At 37.6% G+C, this 24,212-nt stretch carries 24 protein-coding genes; 17 read left to right on the forward strand and 7 right to left on the reverse strand.

What is annotated here, in order from left to right:
- Positions 1-127: 127 nt before the first annotated feature.
- Positions 128-328 (reverse strand): helix-turn-helix domain-containing protein, encoded by a 201-nt coding sequence (locus ACERJO_RS14385; RefSeq protein ID WP_373647937.1) that lies wholly within the window; start codon positions 326-328, stop codon positions 128-130.
- Positions 329-1,139: 811 nt separating this feature from the next.
- Here ACERJO_RS14385 and ACERJO_RS14390 point away from each other — a divergent pair.
- The 5 genes from ACERJO_RS14390 (at position 1,140) to ACERJO_RS14410 (ending at position 8,380) form a co-directional block, all read left to right on the forward strand.
- Positions 1,140-3,401 carry an AraC family transcriptional regulator gene (locus ACERJO_RS14390; RefSeq protein WP_247106320.1) on the forward strand — a complete coding sequence of 754 codons (2,262 nt, stop codon included), beginning with the start codon at positions 1,140-1,142 and terminating at the stop codon, positions 3,399-3,401.
- 244 nt (positions 3,402-3,645) lie between these two features.
- Entirely contained in the window at positions 3,646-4,617 is a 972-nt protein-coding gene (locus ACERJO_RS14395; RefSeq protein WP_373647938.1) for an ABC transporter permease, read from the forward strand.
- 45 nt (positions 4,618-4,662) lie between these two features.
- Positions 4,663-5,562 carry a carbohydrate ABC transporter permease gene (locus ACERJO_RS14400; protein WP_373647939.1) on the forward strand — a complete coding sequence of 300 codons (900 nt, stop codon included), beginning with the start codon at positions 4,663-4,665 and terminating at the stop codon, positions 5,560-5,562.
- A 32-nt stretch (positions 5,563-5,594) separates the two neighbouring features.
- Positions 5,595-7,229: an extracellular solute-binding protein gene (locus ACERJO_RS14405; protein WP_373647940.1), complete on the forward strand. Its 1,635-nt coding sequence runs from the start codon at positions 5,595-5,597 to the stop codon at positions 7,227-7,229.
- Between the two features lie 59 nt (positions 7,230-7,288).
- Positions 7,289-8,380, forward strand: coding sequence for a glycoside hydrolase family 88/105 protein (locus ACERJO_RS14410; protein WP_373647941.1), 1,092 nt, complete (start codon positions 7,289-7,291; stop codon positions 8,378-8,380).
- A 137-nt stretch (positions 8,381-8,517) separates the two neighbouring features.
- On the opposite strand, the gene ACERJO_RS14415 is transcribed toward ACERJO_RS14410, so the two are convergent.
- Entirely contained in the window at positions 8,518-9,420 is a 903-nt protein-coding gene (locus ACERJO_RS14415) for a sensor domain-containing diguanylate cyclase (protein WP_247106325.1), read from the reverse strand.
- A 255-nt stretch (positions 9,421-9,675) separates the two neighbouring features.
- On the opposite strand from ACERJO_RS14415, the gene ACERJO_RS14420 reads away from it, so the two are divergent.
- From ACERJO_RS14420 to ACERJO_RS14435, 4 genes are all read left to right on the forward strand, one after another.
- On the forward strand, positions 9,676-13,179 hold the full coding sequence (locus ACERJO_RS14420) for an AAA family ATPase (RefSeq protein WP_373647942.1): 3,504 nt from the start codon (positions 9,676-9,678) through the stop codon (positions 13,177-13,179).
- Positions 13,176-13,613, forward strand: a complete 438-nt coding sequence (locus ACERJO_RS14425) for a hypothetical protein (RefSeq protein WP_247106327.1) — start codon at positions 13,176-13,178, stop codon at positions 13,611-13,613. Before ACERJO_RS14420 ends, ACERJO_RS14425 begins: the two co-directional genes overlap by 4 nt.
- Positions 13,614-14,303 (forward strand): hypothetical protein, encoded by a 690-nt coding sequence (locus tag ACERJO_RS14430; RefSeq protein WP_373647943.1) that lies wholly within the window; start codon positions 13,614-13,616, stop codon positions 14,301-14,303.
- Positions 14,304-14,391: 88 nt separating this feature from the next.
- Positions 14,392-14,922, forward strand: coding sequence for a hypothetical protein (locus ACERJO_RS14435; RefSeq protein WP_247106329.1), 531 nt, complete (start codon positions 14,392-14,394; stop codon positions 14,920-14,922).
- An 84-nt stretch (positions 14,923-15,006) separates the two neighbouring features.
- Here ACERJO_RS14435 and ACERJO_RS14440 read toward each other — a convergent pair whose 3' ends face one another.
- Both ACERJO_RS14440 and ACERJO_RS14445 read right to left on the reverse strand, forming a co-directional pair.
- Entirely contained in the window at positions 15,007-15,477 is a 471-nt protein-coding gene (locus ACERJO_RS14440; protein WP_247106330.1) for an ImmA/IrrE family metallo-endopeptidase, read from the reverse strand.
- A 38-nt stretch (positions 15,478-15,515) separates the two neighbouring features.
- A complete protein-coding gene (locus tag ACERJO_RS14445) occupies positions 15,516-15,848 on the reverse strand; it encodes a helix-turn-helix domain-containing protein (protein ID WP_247106331.1) in 333 nt (110 codons plus the stop codon).
- 163 nt (positions 15,849-16,011) lie between these two features.
- Between ACERJO_RS14445 and ACERJO_RS14450 the strand changes: the two genes are divergently transcribed.
- Positions 16,012-16,242 carry a helix-turn-helix domain-containing protein gene (locus ACERJO_RS14450; RefSeq protein ID WP_247106333.1) on the forward strand — a complete coding sequence of 77 codons (231 nt, stop codon included), beginning with the start codon at positions 16,012-16,014 and terminating at the stop codon, positions 16,240-16,242.
- A gap of 147 nt (positions 16,243-16,389) precedes the next feature.
- Entirely contained in the window at positions 16,390-16,746 is a 357-nt protein-coding gene (locus ACERJO_RS14455) for a hypothetical protein (RefSeq protein WP_373647944.1), read from the forward strand.
- A gap of 103 nt (positions 16,747-16,849) precedes the next feature.
- Here the strand turns inward: ACERJO_RS14455 and ACERJO_RS14460 are convergent, their stop codons facing one another.
- Complete coding sequence (locus tag ACERJO_RS14460) at positions 16,850-17,746, reverse strand: cupin domain-containing protein (protein WP_373647945.1); 897 nt, start codon at positions 17,744-17,746, stop codon at positions 16,850-16,852.
- 161 nt (positions 17,747-17,907) lie between these two features.
- Between ACERJO_RS14460 and ACERJO_RS14465 the strand changes: the two genes are divergently transcribed.
- The 5 genes from ACERJO_RS14465 (at position 17,908) to ACERJO_RS14485 (ending at position 20,783) form a co-directional block, all read left to right on the forward strand.
- Entirely contained in the window at positions 17,908-18,897 is a 990-nt protein-coding gene (locus ACERJO_RS14465) for an alpha/beta hydrolase family protein (RefSeq protein WP_373647946.1), read from the forward strand.
- Positions 18,898-19,127: 230 nt separating this feature from the next.
- Positions 19,128-19,292 carry a hypothetical protein gene (locus ACERJO_RS14470; protein ID WP_373647947.1) on the forward strand — a complete coding sequence of 55 codons (165 nt, stop codon included), beginning with the start codon at positions 19,128-19,130 and terminating at the stop codon, positions 19,290-19,292.
- Between the two features lie 98 nt (positions 19,293-19,390).
- Positions 19,391-19,573, forward strand: coding sequence for a hypothetical protein (locus ACERJO_RS14475; RefSeq protein ID WP_373647948.1), 183 nt, complete (start codon positions 19,391-19,393; stop codon positions 19,571-19,573).
- Between the two features lie 206 nt (positions 19,574-19,779).
- Positions 19,780-20,109 carry a PadR family transcriptional regulator gene (locus ACERJO_RS14480; protein ID WP_247106340.1) on the forward strand — a complete coding sequence of 110 codons (330 nt, stop codon included), beginning with the start codon at positions 19,780-19,782 and terminating at the stop codon, positions 20,107-20,109.
- Positions 20,109-20,783: a DUF1129 family protein gene (locus ACERJO_RS14485; protein WP_373647949.1), complete on the forward strand. Its 675-nt coding sequence runs from the start codon at positions 20,109-20,111 to the stop codon at positions 20,781-20,783. The genes ACERJO_RS14480 and ACERJO_RS14485 overlap by 1 nt, the downstream gene beginning before the upstream one ends.
- A 456-nt stretch (positions 20,784-21,239) precedes the next feature.
- Here ACERJO_RS14485 and ACERJO_RS14490 read toward each other — a convergent pair whose 3' ends face one another.
- Complete coding sequence (locus ACERJO_RS14490) at positions 21,240-22,034, reverse strand: SDR family NAD(P)-dependent oxidoreductase (RefSeq protein ID WP_373647950.1); 795 nt, start codon at positions 22,032-22,034, stop codon at positions 21,240-21,242.
- A gap of 120 nt (positions 22,035-22,154) precedes the next feature.
- Complete coding sequence (locus tag ACERJO_RS14495) at positions 22,155-22,925, reverse strand: helix-turn-helix domain-containing protein (protein WP_247106345.1); 771 nt, start codon at positions 22,923-22,925, stop codon at positions 22,155-22,157.
- Positions 22,926-23,068: 143 nt separating this feature from the next.
- On the opposite strand from ACERJO_RS14495, the gene ACERJO_RS14500 reads away from it, so the two are divergent.
- On the forward strand, positions 23,069-24,001 hold the full coding sequence (locus ACERJO_RS14500) for a DMT family transporter (protein WP_247106346.1): 933 nt from the start codon (positions 23,069-23,071) through the stop codon (positions 23,999-24,001).
- Positions 24,002-24,212: the final 211 nt, after the last annotated feature.

A 24,212-nucleotide genomic window follows, 5' to 3' on the forward strand; every position in this document is an offset into this window, starting at 1 on the left:
ACCGGTTCTACCGGCGGATAGTTACTTGGATTTATTTTCTGACGGTTTGGAGAAGCGTAACCTTACAAAACCTTGTTGAATCATTTGTTTCCTACACCGATCAGATTGTTTGTAAATAAAAAGACTATCACGTTTGTGGGGGCTTCAATCTAGCTTTATTTTGATCATAAAATTCAGCAAGTTTCAATGCCGTATCTAAGGTAAGTCGTCCAATTTTAATTTTTCCTTTTCGTAACCTCGAAATGGTACTTTGCTGAATCCCTGTCTCCTTACTTATGATGTAGGATTTAATGTCAGAATCAATTAACATCCTTATTTTTCCTTTCATATTAAGACCTTCTTTTCTTTTTAAATTTATTAATGGTTTTCACTTTAAGGTTATCCTTAAAAGACTGTGTTACTTAGTATATCGGTGGAAATGTTTATTGGATTAATATCTAAAGAGAGGTATTACATTTTTGTATCATTATAAATAAGTAAGGTGTAGTTGGATGATAGAAAGGAATGAGAAAATAATGGATTTGGAAAAGTAACGCATCCATCTCAAGTGGGCAAGGATACGTCGCAAGCCCTTCATTGTGTTTTAATAGGTAAATTTTAATGTTTAATCGAAAATCCCTTTGGAAATCATGACTTTATAATCATAATAAAAATTTCTTAAAAAACACTTAAATCTTCTCAATATCACAAAAATTAATTTGACTCATAATCATTTATCTTGAGATAATCGCCAATGTTTTAGTTGTTGCTACGAGAATATTACTTTTTGACTTGTTGTTTTTGTGTGAAGAATGAGTGAATGGTTAAAGTCGTTCAGCATAAGTAAAAGGATATATTGGTAATAAATTCAGTGATCTTAAATTTTTGATTAAATCATTTAAAATTGATCATTTATGGGACATTAGTATGAAAAATGACTAAAGTTTATCAAATATAACAAGAGTGATCAATATTTGTGATTTACTAAGGTATCTAGTTAATCTATGATTATTATTGTTGCATAGGCGGATATAAGAGTTAATGAAAAAGTAAAAACAACTGACTAAAAAAAGGATTTTAACTATATAAATAGAATTATGAAAATTAGAATAATTGCAGCAATTAAGTGTAAGCGCTTTAATGAGGGGAGGAGGGTTAATATGAATCGACTTCCACTAATGTTGCAATTGATCGTTATTTTATTTTGTATTATGGCTATTCCTATTGCTATTCTAACTTGGTACAGTGGTGAACAAATTGTTCAAAATTCAGAATACGCTATTGCGGAATCTTCTTTAGCTGAATTGAACGCAAATCGTATGCTCTCCAATAATGCGCTCAATCATATAGCTCAAAACACGGTAGCTCTTACGAGTACAAACATTTTTGATCGAATCCATTCTTATAAGAATTTCACAGAATTAAACTCAAATTTAAAACACGTTCTGGAAGCACGCGTGGTACTGGGCGAACTAATGCAATTGAAGCGTAGGGGAGATGGAGTATATTCTGTCTTCTTTTATTTAAGCGATTCAGACTATGTCGTATCTACTGATAAAGGAATTACCAATTTGGAAAAATACGAGCCTATCGACTGGATACAAGAAGCATTAGTTGAGCGAAGGGGAATTAGAGGTGTTTGGTATTCACGCGAGCTTGAATCGGGAGTGAATGTCATATCTTATGTATTACCACTCAACCAACTTTCAACCATTACGAATGGAACGATTGTTGTTAATGTAACGGAAGTTGAATTCGGGAATTATTTTCGTTCATCAGATGCTAGTAAACAGGAATATGCCATTATGGATTCAAATGGAACAATCATTTCTCATAGTGACAAGAGTATGTTGTTAGAAAAGGGCACAGATGACCCTTTTATCCGAGAAATATTTGAACATGACCTGTTGGAGGGTTACATGTTTCGCGAACTTGAAGGCGAGCGAATGTTGTACACATGGTCTCGAACTAAGAAATCCGATTGGATAAACGTGGGTGTGTATTCGGTTAACGAACTCATGATGACGACACATAGCTTGCAACGAAATATTATTTTGCTTACTGTTTTTATTATTTTAATAGGGGTTATTTTAACTGTATTTTTAGCGACATGGTTATCCAAACCAATAAGGGATTTAGTTCAAAGTTTGAGCTTACGAACTAATTTAGGGATAAATGGAAGGAATGAGCTAGCTTTTCTCGATGTGGCGTTCAATAAAATGCAGGAAAAGGAAGAAGACCTTCAACGGATGCTCAATATACGAGAACGTGATTCCCACAGTCTTGCTATTCATAATCTATTAAGAGGTGAAATTTCTTCTCATTCTATTGAAATGTTTGCAGCTCCCTGCTTCCTTCTTGTGGTTGTCTCGATAGATCAATATAGAGATTATGTGAACATACATAATCCAGAGACCCGTAGTTACCACTGTTACCATTTCACCTCAGAATGTAATCGCTTGTTTCCGGAAAGTGTGACGGCACGGTGCGTTTATCAAGGAGATGGTTGCTTTGTCATCGTATTAAACTATGAACAACTTGAAGATGACGAATTCGATTCTAACATTCATATGTCACTTCTCAACATTATGAATAAAGCGGAAGAACTCTTAAGTCATTCCGTAACGATTGGTGTCAGTAGTCCTACAAAGAAATTGGATTTGGTGTCTGCTCGCTTTGCGGAAGCGATGGAAGTTATAAAGCATCGCATGATCAAAGGAAGTGGTGGCATTACTTACTGGAGTAAGAAAAAAGAGCATAATAAAAAATACATATATCCTGTTAATAGCGAAAGGCGAATCCTCAATTTTATGGATAACGGTGACCTCGATAGTATTATCAGTGAATTAGGAGTTATTAGTAATGAGATACGCTCAGCTGACTATATTTCCTATGACAATATCTTATTTATTTACCATCAGTTAGTAGGTATTTGTATTAAACATCTAAGAGAGAACAATATTAGTACAACGAGAATTTTTGCTGGTAGAGATAACATTTATACATCTCTTACTTTGGTCGATACATTGGATGAGATTGAAAAGTGTCTGGTCCGTTTTTTTGAAGATATTATGCAGTATCTTACGAAGCCAGCAGTTCAGACTAATGATTATGGGGAGAGTATCTTAAGTTATTTAGATCATCATTATTGTGAAGAAATTGATTTTGAAGAAATGGCGGAGGATATCGGAATCAGTTACTCTTATATGAGAAGGATCGTCTATGAGATGACAGGACGAAGCTTAATTGAACACCTTAATATTCGCAGAATTGAGAAAGCAAAACAAATGCTAGTGGAATCCAATTTGACCATCGCACAGATTGCTTCTACAGTTGGATACAATAATGCACAAAGTTTTAACAGATTCTTTCGGAAATTTGAAGGGATGACCCCGAGCAACTATAAGCAAGTTAAGTCCTAATACTATGAGCTGTTTTTTTCGGTTTTTCACCGATAAAGACAGCTTTAATTTTTGATTATGCTATGTAAATAGTGATTACTTTTGATACACAAAATCACGAAAGTTCCAGTTAGTATCAATTATAAAAGGAAGAAATCAATATTCACGATTTACGATACCATTCATCCGGAATATGATTATGACAAACCTCACGAGTCACTAAAAGGCCAAGCGGAGGAACTTACGTACAGGGAGGTGAAAAAATTTGAAAGCAAAGCTCAATACAAATTTAAATCAAAAAAATGAAAACGCTTTAATTTTGGAACATGAGAAGAAGGGTATTAGCTACTACCTTCGCCGTGATTGGCAGCTTTATTTTCTATTAACCATACCAATAATGTTTGCATTCGTATTTAAGTATTTACCCTTATCCGGTCTCTTAATTGCTTTTCAAGACTACAATATTTTACGAGGGTTTTGGGCCAGTGAATGGGTCGGATTTGAAGTATTCAAAGATTTATTCGCCAGACCAGATTTCGGAAGAGCGGTACGCAATACGTTATTACTTAATATGTCCGATCTCATCCTTAGTTTTACGATTCCGATCATGCTCGCATTATTAATTAATGAAATTACTGGTACCATGTTCAAACGTGTGAATCAAACGCTACTCTATCTGCCTCACTTTCTCTCGTGGGTGATCATTGGAGCTCTAGCCTATCAATTATTAGGATTAGGTAGTGGTATGATCAACAATCTGATTGAGCAGCTTGGAGGAAATCGTATTCCATTTCTTCAGAGTGATCTCCATTGGCTGTTTAGCTACCTTGCTATCGGTGTCTGGCAAAGCATGGGGTGGGGAACGATCATTTATCTAGCGGCCATGAGTGGTGTCAATCCTGAGTTGTATGAAGCGGCAACCGTTGATGGCGCGGGGCGTTGGCGCAAAATGTGGCATGTCACGTTACCCTGTATCCGACCGACAATCGTCGTTCTATTGATTATGAGTTTAGGTCATGTGATGGGGGGATCATTTGAGAGAGTATTTGCATTACAAAATATGGCCACGACGGAGTTTACAACGACAATTCCGATTTTAGTATTCCGTTGGGGAATTGAAAATGGTGATTATAGCCGAGCAACTGCGCTTGGGTTGTTTCAAGCTGTCATCGGCCTTATCCTCGTAATCATCGCCGATCGAATTGCAAAGAAATTAGGTGAAGATGGATTGCTTTAGTGAGAAATTTTCTTGAAGCATTTTGAATTAGAAAGGAGGTAAAAAATGAAATCATCCGATAGGGGCACTTCCGTTAAGCGATTAGGGCGATTTGACATATGGGATATTATTATTCGTCTAATATTAATAGTTGCATCTTTGACGTGCCTGCTGCCATTTGTTCATGTTGTTGCTAAATCATTAAGTGATGATGCTTATGTAGTGGCAAACAGAGTGTTTCTTTGGCCTAGAGGAGTATCGTTTGATGCGTACTTTCAAATATTCTCTGATCAAAGCATCGTCCAATCACTTTATGTAACCATTCTTATTACCGTGTTGTTCACGGTTTTGGGTATGATCGTTACCATTTGCGCTGCTTATCCATTATCTCGTAAGCAATTGAAAGGGCGCACAATCATAACGATTATGTTTATGATTACTTTATATTTCACGGGCGGTATTATTCCTGATTATTTGCTTATTAACAATTTAGGAATGCTTGATACAATCTGGTCGCTCGTCCTGCCAGGCGCGTTCAGTGCTTTTAATCTACTCATTTTAAGAAGCTCGATTACGAGCTTAGTTCCAGTCAGCTTGGAGGAATCAGCACGTATAGATGGAGCAGGACATTTCCGAATTTTATGGAGTATTGTCCTTCCACTGACAAAGCCAATCTTGGCAACGTTATCCCTGTTCTACGCGGTTGGTCGATGGAATGCCTATCAGGACGCTTTGTTTTATATTAAGTATGAAACGACATTACGACCATTGCAGTTAAAATTGTATTATCTTGTTGTACAAGCAAGTGAGAGCTTTCAGCTTGAAATGACGTTTGTGCAAACGAGTAGTCCAGAAGTACTAAGAGCAGCTGTTGTTGTCTTTGCGACGTTACCGATTATTTGTGTGTATCCATTTATACAAAAGTATTTTGTTAGAGGCGTGATGATAGGGTCAGTCAAGGAATAGTGTTGAATTTTTAAAAAAAATGGGGGATACCTATGAAAAAAATGAATTTCTTTATAATTGTAACCGCTTTATTTATGTTCGGAAGTCTTTTAGCTGCTTGTTCAAGTGATACTTCATCTAATGATCATGAGGATGAAACACCAACTGCAAACGAAACGGATAACAACGACATGAGTGAAGATGGTGTGATGTTCCAAGAAACAGTAACCCTGGATATACCAGTTTATGATCGTGCTTTTGAAGGTTGGAATGTAACCGACAATTTCTATACACGTTGGATTCAAGAAGAGTTCGGTGAAACATATAACGTGGATGTGAATTTTGTCCCAATAGCACGAGCTAATGAAGTGACGGATTACCAACAATTGCTTGCTGCTGGTAATGCGCCAGATATTATTATTCATTATGATATGCCTCAAGCACTAGCTTATTATGGTGCTGGTGTCATGCAACCGTTAGATTTGGATGAGGTTGCAGAGTATGCTCCAACATATTGGGAAAATGTAAGTGAAACGATTGAACAATACGGGGTTGTAGATGGAGAGAATATCTTCTTTTTTGCTGAACGACCAGATATCTCAAATTTTGTGACGGTTATTCGAAAGGATTGGGTAGAAGAGGTTGGGATGAAAGTAGAAGATTTAACGTCACTTGAGAAGGTTAATGAGATGGCTATGAAGTGGAAGGAAGCTGGCCTGGGTACATTAGGCGGTGGTTTGACAGCGAACATTTACAATTATAACTATGCTTTCCGTGATTGGCCAATTGATCCAGAATATCGAGCGCTTTATTCAGACCTTATGGTTGCAGACTTTACGACCGAAGACACTGAACGTTGGCTTCGTAACTTAAGTTATCAATATCATAATGGTCTAATTGACCAAGAGTTTTATTTACGCATGGATGGTAACCAAATTAAAACAGAGTTTGTCGCAGGTAGGACTGGAACGTATGGGGAATACATTTCTAGCAATACGGATCTTTTTGAAGCGACACTACAAAACAACCCAGAAGCTGAGTTTGCTGTTATTCCTCCACATGCACCAGAAGGTCGTGTGCCTCAAGGTCGTGCCGATTGGCCTTTTGGGTTAATTATGGGCATTAATGAAGCTGCCACAGATGAGGAACGAATTGCTGTTTGGCTGTATTTAGAATGGATGAGTCAACCAGATAACTTATTCTTCTTACAAAATGGTGTTGAAGGTGAGAACTATATTCTTGATGATGAAGGATTTCCTGTAGTGAATAATGACTTTAATGGTGAATCAGCACTTGCGATGAACAATAATAAGGATTATTGGGCATTGGTAACCGAGGCACCTTATTTTGGAACAGATGAGTTAACGCGTAAAGCGATGAAGAATTTCTGGTCTCCTCCAGGTCATGAGGAAATTGTAGACGATTTATTCAAATACCAAGATGAGACAAAAGAATATTCTACACCAGACGCCTTGTTCACAGTTGTCATTGAAAGTCAAAACGAATATCAATCAGACTTGAATGCATTATTTCAGGAGCTTTATTTGAAAGTTGTCCTTGGATCAGAAGACAAATTTGATGAGGAGTACGAAGCAGCTAAGCGACAATATCTCAATGCTGGCTACCAAGAGATACTTGACGAAAAACAGGCAGCAATTGATGCAGGTAATTACAATTATTCTGAATAAATTAGAAAAACGGTTAGAGCTCCTACTTTCGAAGTTAGGAGCTCTAAAAAGGAGGAAATATGAATCTAATGATAGAACATACTGTTGATGAGTTGAAACAAATTGTAGATCGTATCGTTAATTACACGTTCGATATGGATTTGACGTGGGAATGGCCGGGGGGAGTTGCTTTTTACGGAGTGAGCCGAGCTTACGAAGTGACAGGAGAAAGGGCATATTTGGAGCGGGCGAAAGAGTGGGTTGATGAGTATTTGAAAGTCGGACTTCCAGCTTGGACTGTTAATACGTGTGCAATGGGGCATATACTGCTTGCCCTTTATAAAGAAACAAAGGATCAGAAATATCTCGATATTATCTTAAGTAAGCTCGACTATTTGGAACATAAAGCGCTACGGTTTGGTGATCGTGTCCTACAGCATACTGTGTCAACAAATAATGATTTTGGTGAACAGTGCTGGGCTGATACGCTGTTTATGGCTGCTTACTTCCAGCTTCGCACCGGTGTGATGTTAGAGAAAAAAGCTTTAATTGATGATGCGCTACACCAGTTTAAATGGCATATTGAATATTTACAGGATGAAAAGTCGGCACTTTGGTACCACGGCTATAACCATATTAAACAGAATCATATGTCGGGGATCTTTTGGGCTCGTGCAAACGCTTGGGCTGCTTACACTATGTCAAGAGTGGGGAGAGTGTTGCCAGAAGCTTATTTGTATCCGCCATTTATGCACATTGTCTGCTCATTGCGTGACCAGCTTGCCGCAATCAAAAAGTTGCAAAGGGAAGATGGACTTTGGGGGACCGTTCTAGATTTCCCAGAGGCATATGGTGAGGTTTCGGCAACATCGGGTATTGCTGCTGCTATGATTATGCAACATAATCCTCTTCATGGAAAGTATGTTCAGAAGGCATTTTCTAGTATTTTAGATAATATTACTGATAACGGAAGAGTATTAAATGTTTCGGGTGGCACAGCTGTCATGAATGACATACAAGGATATCTTGATATAGATCGAAAGTGGGCCCAGGGCTGGGGACAAGGATTAGCGCTTACGTTTCTCTCATCAGTTATTGAACTTATTAAATGGAAAGAAGATAAGTTAGATGTTCGACATTTTGCAAAAGAAGGTGACATCAAGGTAGAGTGATTAATAGTACAAACATGAGCACTTGTTTCTCCTCGTTTTGAGGGCATTTCTTTCGCCGTAAGTTTGCTTTTATTTGAAATAACCATCAAAAAACAACAGTGATTCGAACCCGACATTCGAATCACTGTTTAAGTATATTACTCATATACATAATATCGATTCTTACCGTTTTTCTTCGCCACATACATCGCCTCATCTGCTTTCTTGAGAAGTGTTTGTAAGTCATTACCGTCCTCTGGAAATCGGACAATACCGATACTGACAGTAATGTTGTTTTCGTACTTAAAGTCACGCCAATTTGCTAATAATGCTAAAAGTTCATTCGTTCGATTTAGAATGGTGTCTTCATCAAGGAAGTTAGCAAGTATGATGGCAAACTCGTCTCCACCTAATCGAAAGCCCATATCGTCTGAAGTAAGCTGTTGTTTAATACGGCTACCAACTTCTGCTAATACGAGGTCGCCTACGTCATGACCATAGCTGTCATTGACTTCTTTAAACCCATCTAAATCCAATGATAGTAATGTCCCAGCTTTAAATGTTGAATCGAAATGGTCATATAAATAATTTCGATTATAGAGGTTTGTTAGTGTATCAAAGGTGCTTTTCTTTTCTAATTCAATCACATAAGAAAATAGATTAGAGCACTTTTCTAGTAATTTTAAATCAGCATCTGAAAAGTGGTCTTGTTGATTATCTAACGCACATAATGTTCCATACATTTCTCCATTACGATAGAAGATCGGAACACCGACATAGGATTGAATGTTCAGTTCAGATGTTAGTGGGAGTTGACAAGTGAATGGGTGTCGGTGGGCATCATTAATAAGCAGTGGTTCCTGGTTCCCTAAAAAGATTTGCTGGCAATAAGATTCACTTATGTTAATGGTGAATCCGTCTTCAATTTGGCTACCCATCCCTTTGTCTAAAATTTTTAAAATAGAGAATGTCTCGTCTGTCATCCTTGATAAAAAATACATTTTACCTTCAATGAGTGAATTGACAAGTTCTAGTAAATCGTTAGCCGTTTTTACATTCATAAAAATCCCCTCTATGTCTTTTCCATCTTTCTATATAAAGTAACACTGACCAAAAAACTTGTAAAGAGTAGGAAGAAGAGACAGATAGGAATAAGTTTAATAAGAGAAATGTTTATATCCTCTCTCTCTAGTATTCCTCATACTAATTAACTAGTTTTATGATAAAATAAAAGCATTGTCATTGTTGTTCAAAAATGGAATTTCACGAGTGTATCCTAATGTAAAAATAAATGAAAGATTGAGGAGGTTTGGAAGATGTGGAAGAAATGGTCTCGAATTATTATTCCAGAATTACAGCTATTAGATTTTAAACAGAGGGAGGAAAATAGTCATCAAGTAGAAAATCAAAGTATTCGCTATTCGTCTCAGTCTATTGGGGGACAAGAAGTAGCCCAAAGACAAATGACACCAATTGAGAATTCGTCTTTGCATTCAACGGATGCTAAGCAAAAGAATAAACCTTCTCATACAAAAAGCCATAAGGGGGAACTGGATGAAGTCTTTAATCGGGTAGAGGAGTCCGTTCGTTCTAGAGTCTATGGTCAGGATGAATACATAGCTAATCTTGTTTTGTTTTTTAAGAAACAATATTTATTAGGTGGTGGGCTCGAAGGGAAAGTACCGTCTCTTTCTGTTACAGGCCCAAAAGGGAGTGGGAAGGAGTTAGGGATAACAGAAGTTGTTCAAACTCTTCATCAGCATAAGCTCGTTCGATATAAACAAGTCATCACGTTAGATGTTAGTATTTATACGGACAAAGATGTTCATTCTAATTTTGTTCGCGATTTCTCCAGTGCTTTTTCATATGGGGGAACACCTATTATCCTAAGAGGCATTGAGCGAGCTAATGATCAGATCGTAACAAATTTAGAAAATCTAGTGAAAAACGGTTACTTCCGTACAGAAGCAGGAGTTGTGATCGATTCAGCTGACCATATTTTGATCTTTATTACTGAGAAAAAAGCTGAAATACCTGAACGGATTCGTTATCACATTTCAGAGGAGCTTGATACGATTGCTTTGGAGCTTGAGCATTTAAAGAAAATGGCTGCTAATATGCTAGAGGGAGCTCGAGCACAGGTTATTCAATTAATGAATAAACAAATCACATGGGATTCAACAGTAGTTGACCTTTTAGCGCAAAGATCGTTAGAAGCGGAAATGAACGGAAGACTATTAAAGAAATGGATTTCGATTCAACTTATTGAGAGCCTTGTCGCGGTTCGAGCTCGTGGTGAATTAGGAGAGATGGAACAGCTCATCGTGGATAGTGATCAACTATATTTAGCTGGGCATCATCAATCTCTTTTCTCTCTTTCGTATGAAATAGGTCAATCGATTGATCAAGCGTTTGAGGAGCTTAATAGCTTAATTGGGTTAACGGAGGTTAAAGCGTTTGTGCATGAATTAACGAAAACCGTTGAACTGCAATTGAAAAGGAAAGAACAAGGTTTGTCTACTACTACACTTACTTTACATATGATCTTTTCTGGAAACCCTGGAACAGGTAAGACAACTGTGGCCAGGTTAATCTCATATATTTTAAAAGGATTAGGCATTCTTTCAAAAGGACAGCTAGTAGAAGTGGCTCGGCAAGACCTCGTTGGAGAATACGTTGGTCAAACGGGACCAAAGACCATGTCGAAAATACAAGAAGCTTTAGGCGGGGTTCTGTTTATCGACGAAGCTTATGCACTATCTAGAAGCAAACATGATACGTATGGTCAGGAAGCGATCGATACTTTAGTAAAAGGTATGGAGGATTACCGTGAAGATTTAGTCGTTATATTAGCAGGATATACACAAGAGATGGAAGGCTTTCTAAAGACGAACCCAGGCTTGCGATCACGTTTTCCATTCCAAGTGGAGTTTGCTGATTATTCGCCAGATGAACTTTATACAATGCTTCAATTAATGACTCAGCAGAGAGAGTACCAGCTTCAAGTTGAAGAGAAGAAATTGTTCATTGACTTATTTGAACGTAAACAAATTCCGGGACGAAATGATAGTGGAAATGGTCGTCTAGTACGAAATGTCTTGGAAGAAGCCATTAGAAAACAAGCGGTACGTGTAAATGAGCAAGAGGATAGCAATTATCAATTATTAACAGCAGAAGATTTCGGTCTTATCCATACTGATACGTTTGATTTAGAGGAAGAGCTTGCATCTTATATAGGCTTAGAGTCTGTGAAAGATATTATACGTACGTTAGAAAAGCAGTTATTAGCGAATAAAAGGAGAAAGGAAGCGGGCTTATCTATTCGAACAGAGCAAGTATTAAATATGGTGTTCTCAGGTAACCCTGGAACAGGGAAGACGACGATTGCTCGTACTTTAGCTAAAATGATGAAGGAGCTAGGCGTATTAAAAAAAGGTCATCTTGTGGAGGTAGGAAGGAGTGAGCTTGTCTCAGGCTATGCTGGACAAACGGCAGATAAGACGAAGCAAGTTGTAGAGTCTGCTTTAGGCGGGATTTTATTCATTGATGAGGCTTATGCATTAGTCGATGGTCAAGGCGGCTTTGGCAAAGAAGCGATTAATGAATTAGTTCGATTAATGGAAATTCATAAGGATAATGTCATTGTCATTTTAGCTGGATATGAAGAAGATATGGAGAAGTTGCTTGAAACGAACGCAGGATTGTTCTCGCGCTTTCCTCTTCATGTTCATTTTCCAGATTACACGGCGCATGAGCTTGTACAAATGCTCCACTTAACTACGAAGCAAAGAGGGTTCTTATTGTCACAAGAATTAGATCATACACTTGAGGAACTATTTAGAAATAAACAAGCAGCTAATCGTGAAGCTACAGGGAATGGACGTATGGTACGAAATGTCCTAGAGGCAGCGATTCGAAAGCAATCAGTTCGAGTTGCGGAATCTGATGTGGATGATAATGAAATGCTTATTGAATTGCTAGCGGAGGATTTTGACGTTCATCATGACACAGAGAAAGTTGACCAAGCACAGGAACAGTTAAATGACATTATTGGTCTAAATAGTGTGAAGGAGTTTATGAATAACCTCTTCGCTCAAGTTTCAATGAATGAAAGACGGAAAGCGATGGGCTTACCTGAAATTAGTGGACAGAGTCTACACATGTCTTTCACTGGAAACCCCGGAACAGGAAAAACGACGATTGCTCGGGTTGTTGCGAAACGTTTGCATGAATTAGGTGTGATTCATACAGATCGAATTGTTGAAACAGACCGAAGTGGACTTGTTGCAGGTTATGTCGGTCAAACAGCTTTAAAAACAAAGGAGATCATTGATAAGGCAAGGGGAGGCGTCTTGTTCATCGATGAAGCGTATAGTCTTGCAGGAGATCAATTTGGACAGGAAGCGATTGATACGATTGTGAAAGCGATGGAGGATTTAAAAGAAGACCTCGTTGTCATAGTCGCAGGTTATGAGAAAGAAATGAATGATTTCTGGAGTGCCAATTCAGGTCTGCGCTCTCGTTTTCCACATCATATCCCTTTTCCAAACTATACGAGTGAGGAGATGCTACAAATTAGTAAGGTGATGCTAACTCACAAAGGATATCAAATAGAAGAAGCAGCTAAGGTTGTTTTATTAGAGCAATGTGAGATTGAAGCTGCAAGCGTCCAAAGTGGAAATGGACGATTCGTTCGTAACTTAATTGAGGCATCTATTCGTAAGCATGCCGTTAGACTAAATGATTTTCATGATGCTACGATGGATGATCTTATTACAATAACGGCTGAGGATGTAGCAAAAAGGGAGGAGATCGCATGATGAGAATTGTAGGTAGAGTAGGATTTTATCCACTTTTTTTCTTTGCGGTTATTTGTTTAGTATTGGGTCCATTTATGGCAATAGATGATATACGAGCGACATTGCAATATGGAACACCTCATGGAGCGTACTATTTGTTTATGATCGGATTTTGTAGCTTTTTTCTTTATCTCTCGATTCGGATTGAAACGCTACAGTGGATTTACTATAAGTTACCGATTTTATGGCCGGTGCTACAAATGTGTTTATTTATGTTAATGGCTACGGGATTAGGAGCTACATTTTTACATCATTGGGCTGAACACAATTTCCCATCAAAAGGGGTAGCGATAACGCTGGCAATTGTTAGCTTTGTCGTTGTGAGAATTGTGATGTCCTGGTGGTTTGCGCGCCATCCGGCCTCCTCACCCTTCGTCAACAGGAGGTATGTATAAATGAATAAACGACCATATATGCACAATCCCAATAACACTAAACAATCCACGCAAGATCAGTTTCCTAATCAAGATACTAGAAACAAGAATCTACCACCACTACAAAAATTGGGTAAAAGAAAGAAAGCACCGAAAGAAACAAAATTGATGCCATCAACGAAAAAAACAGAGCTGACAGCATCATCGAGAGAAACAGAGCTGACACCATCAGCGAAATTAATGAGAAGAAATTTAGGACTTGTGACGTTGACTTTAATGATTTTTGGAATGTTCTTCTCTTCTTCTTCTGTTTCACAGGAGAGAGCTGCTGATGAGGTAATGAATCGTACGTCCTCCATTATTGAGTCTGGTTTTGTGCTCGAGGATACGAGCGAGCTGGCACTCAATGAACAAGACTTTGCGATTGGAGATTTTGATGGAGGTACGGCACGTATGCTTATTTGGGATTTTACAGGAGATAGTGAAGACCAAATTCAAATTATAGTCGATGGTCAAATTATTAGAGAAAGTCATACTCTAACGTCTAATGTGGCAGCATATAGTGTTCCAGTGCCAAGCGTGGTTATCATACAAGGAATCGATCAGGCTAATTATGCTGTGAAGTTTCCTGAAAGAAAGTACACCATTTTCAACGCGGTGTCTCCTGGAGGAGCTAATGCATATACATTAACACCAAGTGTATTACCTTAAGTAGGTAATTGGAATAAAAATATACTATTGTTTCTAACGACAAATCATAGTATAATCATTTTCTGTTCCAAAAAAAGGGGGAGAGAAAATGAAGAAATATGTAAGCTTGTTTATGATGGCTATGCTAGTTAGTATTATTGCGGCATGTGGCCAAGAAGCGAACGTAGAGGTCACCATCCCAGCAACGTTTCTAGAAAGCGAAGATTTAGAGAGTGCGATTGAAGAAGCGAAGGCTGATGGGATCGAAGAGATTGAAGAAAATGAAGATGGTTCATTAACGTACATTATGTCAAAATCGACTCATGATGAGCTGATGGAGGAGATTGAAGCATCTTTACAAGAGAGCATCGAAGAGATGAAGACGAGTGAAGACTTTGTTTCGATCGCCGATGTTTCAGCAAACAGTTCTTTTTCTGAATTTACGGTAGTCGTTGATCAGGAAATGTTTGAAAATAGCTTTGATGGCTTCGCGATTTTAGGTCTAGCTATTGGAGGGTTGTACTATCAATTATTCGATGGTGTGGACCCTGAACAATACGAAGTAACGGTGCAATTAGAAGATGAGCAATCAGGTGAGGTTTTTGATACGATTGCGTTCCCAGATGCGCTAGAAGAATAAGTTGAGTGAAAAGCATTCCGTTGTGGGGTGCTTTTTTTGTTTGATGGAGAATTGTTGAAAGAATAGTAAATAAGGGCTATAGAATTAATAATGATGTTTTATCGCTCCATATGATTGGACCCACTTCATACGTTTTCTAACAAATGATTCAGGAAGCTGAAATATTTCGGCTAGCTCTGAAATCGATTCAACAGAGGGAAGATATTGATTTAGAATAAAGCGGGGCATGGAGGCATAGAGGGCAAATGTGTGAGCTTGTCTTTCTTGATATTGAACAAAATGAGGATGGGTGAAGCGCTGGTCATTGCTATGCTCAAAGAAATGGGCCATCTCGTGAAAAAAATCATACCTAATCCATTCAATGGGTTGGTTTCGGTTCAGATAAATAAAGGCACATTGATCATCATAAATGCACCTGCTGCGATAGTTGTAATAGGTGACGTTAAAGTTTAAAGAGGCGCTTAAGTTAGATATTGTTAGATCAGAAGCTGTTCGTATATTATGAATTTCGTATAATTTCATAATTCGATCTTCTCGAAACGTCGTACCCGGCACATGTATCACCTCCTAATCTGTTCGAGATAAATATAAACCTATTGATTCTTTTCTCTGTTTTCTTGAGCGAATTTCTTCCGCCAGCTTCGAAACTCTTCAAGCTGTCTTTCTAGAAATTCCTCTTCTTCCTTTGTAAGAGGATCCGACCCATGAGAGAAAGCTACATGAATGGGTTTTTCGTCATCGGTACGACCTAAAAGATAGTCAGTACTTACATGATAATAGTCAGCTAGCTTTTTCAATGTTTCATTATCAGGCTCTGTCCGTCCTATTTCATAATGACCATATGTAGCTCTTGAAACACCAATTTCCTTAGCGACATCCTCTTGTCGCATCGTTCCACGTAACATTTTTAACTTTTTCGATAACATGACCAATTCCTCCAAGTCATACATGGTTAACTTCCCTCATTATAGATACAAATTGTATCTATAAACATAAAATCTTCAAAAAGTATCAAGTTTTCTATTGATGATACTTTTTGTATCATGTATAGTTAAAGTAGTTTCAAAAAGTGTAAAAGGGGTGAAGTGAATGAAACGGATAGATTTAATAAATGAAAGAAGAAAGCGACAATTAACAAGAGATGAGGTTGGCAAGGCTTTAGGAATTTCAACCATTTATGTCCGGAAAATTGAGAATGGTGAAAGAAATCCTGGGCGCGAAACGATGGTGAAATTTGCTGAATTTTACGAAGTAAGCGAAAGACGCTTATTCCCTGATCTCTATGATGTAACGATTGAGAATAACACCGAAATTAACTAACTTTCACATTTTTACTCTCCTCTAAAAATAATCATTCCCTTTTTGAATCTGATGTAAATGGTAGGTTGCCCTTTTTGTGTTCATTTAAACAAGTAGTTCGATTAAAATTTTGAAATTAGAAGCTGTTTGTATAGGAAGGAGTTTAAAATGAAAGCATTGCCACTGCAATCATATAATCAATCTGAAATCGCTCTTATTCAAGATGCACTTAGGGTCTATATGGGAAGTGTCCCAATGACAGCTGCTAGAATCATTCTTACAGATTACATAAAGGTCATGAAAAATGGCAATCAAGTACAATTAGATGGTATGGGAATGGAGCATATTTACTACGCTTTACTAGTTAAATCGAATGAAATGGCACGTGAATCTGAAAGTAGTCACATAGAAGTAAAAGCAGTTACAAAAATGGCACAAGAAATTAGAAAGAAAAGGATTCACTTTCAGCAGACATTTTACAAAACGTATATGTTAAATGAAGACTATCGCTCCAATTCTGTATGATGAATGTTTAAAATTAGCAATTCAATCGTGATAAAAAAAGAGGAGTGTAGCATATGTGAGCGACTCCTCTTTTTTAACCTTTTAAGTTCGCTCATTTGACCGTTTAAGAATGGTTTGCTTCTGCTTCTAGAGCTACTGCTTTCGTCTCGTGTACGGTTCCTCGAGGGTGTTCTGGTGGGGCATATATTGAATAGAGTTTAAGAGGCTTTCTTCCAGTGTTTGTTACGTTATGCCATGTACCAGCAGGGATAAAAATCGCATCGTCATCTTTCACATTGCGTTCAAAGTCTAGCTGTTGACGTCTTCTACCCATTTGTACTCGTCCTCGGCCATCTTCAATTCTAAGAAATTGATCATGATCGTGATGAATTTCAAGACCGATATCGTCACCTGGTTGAATGCTCATTAACGTAAGCTGCAAGTACTCACCTGTCCAAAGAGCCGTGCGGAAATAGTTGTTTCGCTTTGTTGCTTTTTCAATATCAATGACGAAAGGTTCAGATCCATAATCCGTTCTGCGTACATAGGTAGACGGCTCGATATTTCGAAAATAAGTCGCTACTTCTTCATTTCTCTTAGAGATAGATAACAAGGTTTGTTTTAGATTATTATTTGTTAGGGTGGATGCGTTTCTTTCATATTGCTCACCGTTTGCTTTCTCTTTATTGTATGCAGTTAACAAGCCTTCTTCGTATCGTTCAAAGGATACATTCTCCACTGTATACTCAGGCTTCTTTCCAGTATGGCTCATATAGTGGTTCGTTAATTGATTGACGTGATATTGTTTATTTTCTACTACTTCTAACAATGAACGTCTTTCTTCAGAGTGGATAGTGGCATCAGCTAACTGTTTATATAAATTCATCATTGAAGCTTCTTGCTGTATACTAGCTAATAGAATGTTTGTTTCATCATTATTGACATTGCGATGTAATGATGAATCCATTTGATGAACAGGTGTGAAATAGGGATAAGGGTACCGACTAGAGTCATAGTACATGTTCTTCATTCCTTTCAGAGGGTAATCACAGTTATCATATGCCTATAGGCAGAGAAGGTACGTAATGATGTCGTTTTTAAAAAATTTGTGCAACCTTTAACTTAAAGAAAGGTATGTTATCCCTTCTAGAAGGGATAAAGGCTATAGAAGCAGGTGAGGATATGTCGATTCGATTAGACAATTTTATGGATTTATACTATCAACAAGAAGTAAACGTGATGAAACGAGATCAAATGGAATTAAGGAAAAAGCTTCAACAGCTTCTTGGAACATTTTCATTTCCACAAACGGATAAAAAGCAAAGTAGAATAGAAGTAAAGGAATTTGCTTCATATAAACGTGAGCGATATCTTATACCGTCATTGAGGGGGTTGATGATTCCAACATACGTCCTAACACCAAAATCTAATAATAAAGCGTTTGAAACGGTCATTGCTTTGCACGGTCATGGATATGGCAGTAAAGAAATCGTCGGGTTACGTGAGGATGGAACTGAGAATACTGGTGAACCTGGTATTCATCAGCATTTTGCTGTCGAATTAGTGAAAAGAGGGATGAAGGTTTTTGCTCCTGAAGTCATTGGCTTTGGTGAACGCCGTCATTCTAAGGATCTAGCAAATAATATGGCAAATTCCTGTTATTCATTGGCAACGTTGCTGTTAATGAGTGGGAAAACGCTTGCTGGACTTCGAGTAGCAGAAACGAGGCATCTACTGGATCAACTAAAAGAATTTTCAGATGTGGATTGTGACAGGATTGGATTGATGGGGTTTTCTGGTGGAGCTCTTGTGGCAGCTTATGCATCCGCTCTTGATCGAAGAGTGAAAGCAACCGTATTAACAGGGTTTACAAATACGTTTAAAGGGAGTATCTTACATACAAATCATTGTATTGATAATTATGTGCCAGGAATACTTAGGTATGGGGAATTGCCAGATTATATAAGCTTAATTTGCCCTCGGGCTTTATTTGTGGAAAGCGGATTGAGAGACCCGATCTTTCCTGTTGAAACGACAAAGAAGGCAATTGAAGAACTTAAAGAAATATATGATCGGCTTGATTTAAAAGAGCAGTTTATGTTTGACTTATTTGATGGGGGACATGAAGTGAGTGGAAGAAGTGCGTATGATTGGCTTACTTCTAATCTTTGAGGAGGGCAGAAATAGAAGAAAAGAGGAATAAACGAAACATGTAATTGATAGAAAATAAATAAACATTTGCTACATCGTTGATTGTACGCCTGTATAGAAGTTAAATTTAAACTTAATTTTTTCTGATAAAGAGATATAGCTCGGAAGAGCCGCATGGGCACAGAAAGACCACTAAAAATGAAAATTACACTTTTTCATTGGTCTCAGTAACAAAATGGAAGCTAGTTAAGATGAAAGAAGCTATCATTTTATTGTTCCTATGTTCTGTATTAGTAGGCTGTAATTACTATGAAAGTAATGAAGATGCATTGGAGAGATATTATTATGACAAAACAAGCATGGATGTTTCACTTAAATTAGTTGATGAAGTGAACTCTGCAATGGTTTACTGGTAAAAGTCCGATCACGATGTTCAGTATATAGTGGCTCTTTATGAAGAAAATGAAGGAACCTATCATTATAAGGAACACCAAGTGCTAGTATGAGAACATCAATGGCTTACTTTTTAGATGTTGTGAAGTTAGGTGTCCAAGTATTTTTATGGAGTGCTGTTTCATATAATAAACAGACAGTAGGCTATTTAGTTTTAGAGTATAGAAAGGGAGAAAATGAACGATTGAAAGTTCAAAATCAAAGTGTTTTAGTAGACACTAAAAAATATGATGACGTGAACTAGAAAATGAGCTTTTTGAACAGGTGAAGAGTGTCTATGCTATGGATGATTTTCGACAAACTGAAACAGCAAAAAAATAGCTATGTTGTATTGCAATATAGTTGGATTTTTGATATGCTACTTTGTATAACAAGAGAGTCGATTGGTTTCAAATGAAGCCAATTATTCTTTTAAGCGTCTATATTGTATAACAAGGTAGGTGAGGAAAGGTGTCGTCCATTCGTAGCCAATTGTTAAAAGGGATATTGGAGGGATGTATTTTAGCCGTTATTTCACAACAAAAGGTGTACGGTTATGAATTATCAATGAAACTACAGGATTACGGACTTGAAGTGAGTGAGGGCTCTATTTACCCTATTCTTCTACGTCTGCAGAAGGAAAAGCTCATTACTGGAGAAATGAGAAAATCTCCGAGTGGACCAAATCGTAAGTATTACTTTTTAACAACAGAGGGGCAAGAGGCATTGAAGGATTTTCGAGTGAACTGGGAAGCAATTAAGAAACCAGTTGATCTTCTAATGAATAAGGAGGACTCATAATGAATGCAAAAGATTTAGTGAAGCAAAATAATGAGAAACGCAAGGAATTAACGGAAGAAAATCGTAACTATTATGAAGATATGCTGATCTATATACGTTTATCGTATAATAAATCAGAGGAAGAAACGGAAGTCATATTAACTGAATTATTGGATCATCTTCTTGAGGCACAAAATGAAGGCAGGACGGCAGAAGACGTTTTTGGTCATAATCCAAAGGAATATGCGAATGAAATTATTGGTGAACTGCCAAAAATGGTCACAAGAGAACGAATCCTTTTTGGGGTGATGGCACTTTTTTACTTTTTATCAGCGAGCATACTATTTTCTGGAATCTATCAGCTGATCGGGCATTTCTTTTTAAATATAGACGGACTTACGAAAGACTATTACATCGGCACTGTACTAGTGAAAACAATGATCTCTATTCCAATTGCATTTGTATTATTATTCGGAATTGTACAATATATTCGCTGGGCATGCTTTAAAAAGATTAACAAAGTTAAAGAATTTATGATGACTTGGTTAGGTGGTGTTCTTTCATTCGGTATTTTTGTCCTAGCTTTTATCTTTGTTCCTAATTTTGGCCCAGTCGTGTCAATTCCAGTATATGTAGTGTTCGTACTAGGAGCTGTGCTGTATGTATTCGCTGATCGAATTAGAAAAGCAATCTAACATAGGGAATGAATGAGACTTTCATATACTCATATAGGTTGTTTTAACGTGTATAAAATGAAAGAGGTTGAGAAAAAATGACTATGGAAATTTGTAGTATGTAAACAGGGGGGAATTAGTTAATTTTAAAATGATTTTAATTAAATTCACTGTTAAGGGTTACATTAAAATAACTTATTTCCTCGGAAATTGAGGGCTCTATTCTTTATTAATTTCAAAAAACATCATTCGAAGGAGTGTTATGAGAAGGTTCGGTGGAAATGAACTCTCATTGAACGATTGTAATTTATATCGATATAACAATAGGTAGATGGGTGAGGCTGGGACATAACGAAAGTGTTTAGCTCAGAATTATAACATGCACGAATCTAGTGAAGTATTCTAAGGAGTGGTTTATTTGTATCAAGTTCTCATTTATTAATTTTTTTGCCCCAGCCCTAAGTAGTAGATTTGAAGCTATACAACGACTCCACCAGAAATTTTGATCGATTCTCCTACGATATTTCGAACGGCTCCTGAAAGCAAGAATAAGATTGTAGTAGCAACCTCATCAGGTGATGTGATTTTACCTGATGGGAACCCTGCTTCAATCTTTTTTAACTGTGCATCGTAGGAAATGCGAGCTTCTTTCGCTTTTCTTTCGATGATTTTATGTGCCATATCAGTGTCGACAAAGCCAGGACAAATGGCGTTAACGTTAATGTTTGATTGGATGGCTTCAAGTGCTAGAGATTGTGTGAAGCCAATAAGAGCAAATTTGCTTGATGCATACGCTGTTCCACCGTAGGTCCCTCTAAGTCCTGATAGAGAGGCAACGTTTACGATGGAGCCTCGTTGTTCTTGCTTCATTTTTTGATACACGTGTTGAGTGAGCATAACTGTTGCGGTGTGATTGACATTCATGATTTGCGTAAGTTTCTCCTCCTGGAGCTCGTCAAGTGTCATGGGCTCAGCAATGGCTGCTCCATTCACTAATCCCGTAATGGCACCTAATTTCCTTTCACAATGTTCAATTAACTGTAGGCGATCGTCTTCTTGACTAATATCTGCAGGGAAGGCCGTAAGTTTTGCTGAATTCATACGCTTGGTTAATTCTTCTACTAGTGAAGCGAGCTTTTCTTCATTTCTACCGGTAATGGAAATGGACGCACCACATTCTGCGGCTTGCTTTGCCGTTTGAGCTCCAATTCCTCCTGTTGCTCCCGTTATTAATATGTGTGTTCCTTCGAATGCTGTTTTTGAAAATAGCATATGCTCCATTCCTTTCATTTGAATTTAAGAAGAATGTATAGAATTTTGGTTGTGTTAATATGGAACTGGAAGTTGATTTACGTGATGTATACTCCGTTACAACATGACTTGATAATGTTTTTACTCATTTTTTCGGTAAGATCCTGGAGCTACCCCGAACTTCTTTTTAAACACTTTATGAAAGTAAGGATAACCACTGAAACCACAGTTCTCAGCAATTTGATCAAGTGTCATATGTGTATATTTCATTTGATCAACTGCAGCGGAAAGACGAATATCCTGTGCGTATTCAATCATCGTTTTGCCGACGCTACTTTTGAAAAGATGGACAGCTCGTGACACACTTAGGCCGGCGTGGTTGGCCGCTTCTTCAATTTTAAACGTTGATAATGCATGCTCTTCAATGAAACGCATCATTTTCGTAACGGCATAAGGTCGGCTATATGTAGCAGATGTTTCGTTCACTGCACGTTCTAAACAAACACAAAGTGCTTGTAATAAATAATCCGTCAGCTCACGGTTTTGTTCTAAGTGGGGTCGTCTGTCTTCGATGATAATATGGCGCCATAAGCTTAGAAGCTTATCATCTAATTCAATCCTTGTGATCGTCGGCTTTTCTGAGCGATTCCACCATTGGTCGATCCATTTCCCATGACAAAATAAATAATAATCTCCACTATTTTGTCCCTCTTCGATACGAAGTTCATAATGATCACCGGGCTTAATAAGGAGTAGGTCTCCTTTTTCGACCGTTAGTGATTGTTGGTTAACCTTCACTTCACAGCTACCCTCTGTTTGAAGTCGAAATAAATAATCACTAAGAACAGCGTCATGAAATGAATAAAATTGTTTTGTATGATATGAAAAATCGCATAATCCAATGGTTAGCACCGTTGTTCCCCTGCCTTTTAATAATAGCAAAATAGTTGAGGTTTTCATTATATCATGGATGTTCAGACGGAAACATATACATGTATGATCAAATAGGTTATTTATGCGTATGTGTTTGAAAAAAGGAAATGGAGCTGTACACCATGAAATCAAATTCATTATTTTATATCGGGTTAATTTTAGTTTCGATTATCTGGGGGGCTAATTTTGGTATTTCACGCTGGGCGATGGACGTGTTCTCGGCTGAGATCTTCGTTTTTTTACGATTTGGACTTGCGGTTCCACTCTTATTCTTACTTCTCTACAAGCTGGAAGGTAGTATTAAGGTAGACCGTCGTGACTTAGTAAAGCTTGCGATTATTGGGTTTGTCGGCGTGACAATATTGGAAATTCTCGTTATGTATTCAATTAAATTCACGACACTTGCGAACGCTTCACTTTTAAATGTCGCACCATGGCCGATTTTTGTGGCATTGTTTGCACCACTTTTTACTAAGGAGATTTTAACGAAACGAATGGTTGTCGGTGGGGCAATTGCTTTTGTTGGGGTTTCACTTATCATTTTAGGTGGAGGAGAGGGTTTTGACTTATCGTCGCAATATATGCTAGGAAATGTACTTGCATTGCTTGTTAGTTTATTGGGTGCTTTATTTAATTTAGCTTGTATGCCACTTATGCAGAAATATTCAGCGATGCGGGTAACGACATGGTATGTGTTGTTTGGTTCCGTACTGTTAATTCCATTTACGATTGGAGGATGGAGTGACGTCGATTGGTCAGGCTTAACGCTACCAATTTATAGTGCCATTTTTTATAATGTCATTTTATGTACAATTGCTGCTTTTGTTGTTTGGAATATATCGATGAAGCGTGTAGGTGCAACAAAATCGAATTTCTTTCGTTATGTTGTTCCTGCTGCCGCTGCTATTACTGGAGCTATGTTCTTTGGTGAAGCAATTAAATTAACCCAAATTATTGGTGCATTTATTATTATGTTTGGTTTAGTATGGATTGGGATGGAACGGAAGAAACTAGAGAATGACCACCCTTCAAGTAGTATGAAGGTAGCAAATTAAAAGGTATTGAAAAAGAATGATCTTTAATTATTTCAGTGCTCTTCATTAGTGGGAAAGCCCTCGCTTTTTGAATAAACACTATTTAGAAAAGAGCAAAATAGTATAGGTTTCAAGGAGATTCTATATGTACAAAAAAATAAATATTCGTTAAGATGAAGCAAATAGATGATCTTTGGCATCAGCTAGAAAATTCATGTTAGAAAAGAGGAGA

It is taken from the genome of Halalkalibacter sp. AB-rgal2, from assembly GCF_041821005.1.
GTDB lineage: Bacteria > Bacillota > Bacilli > Bacillales > Bacillaceae_D > Halalkalibacter.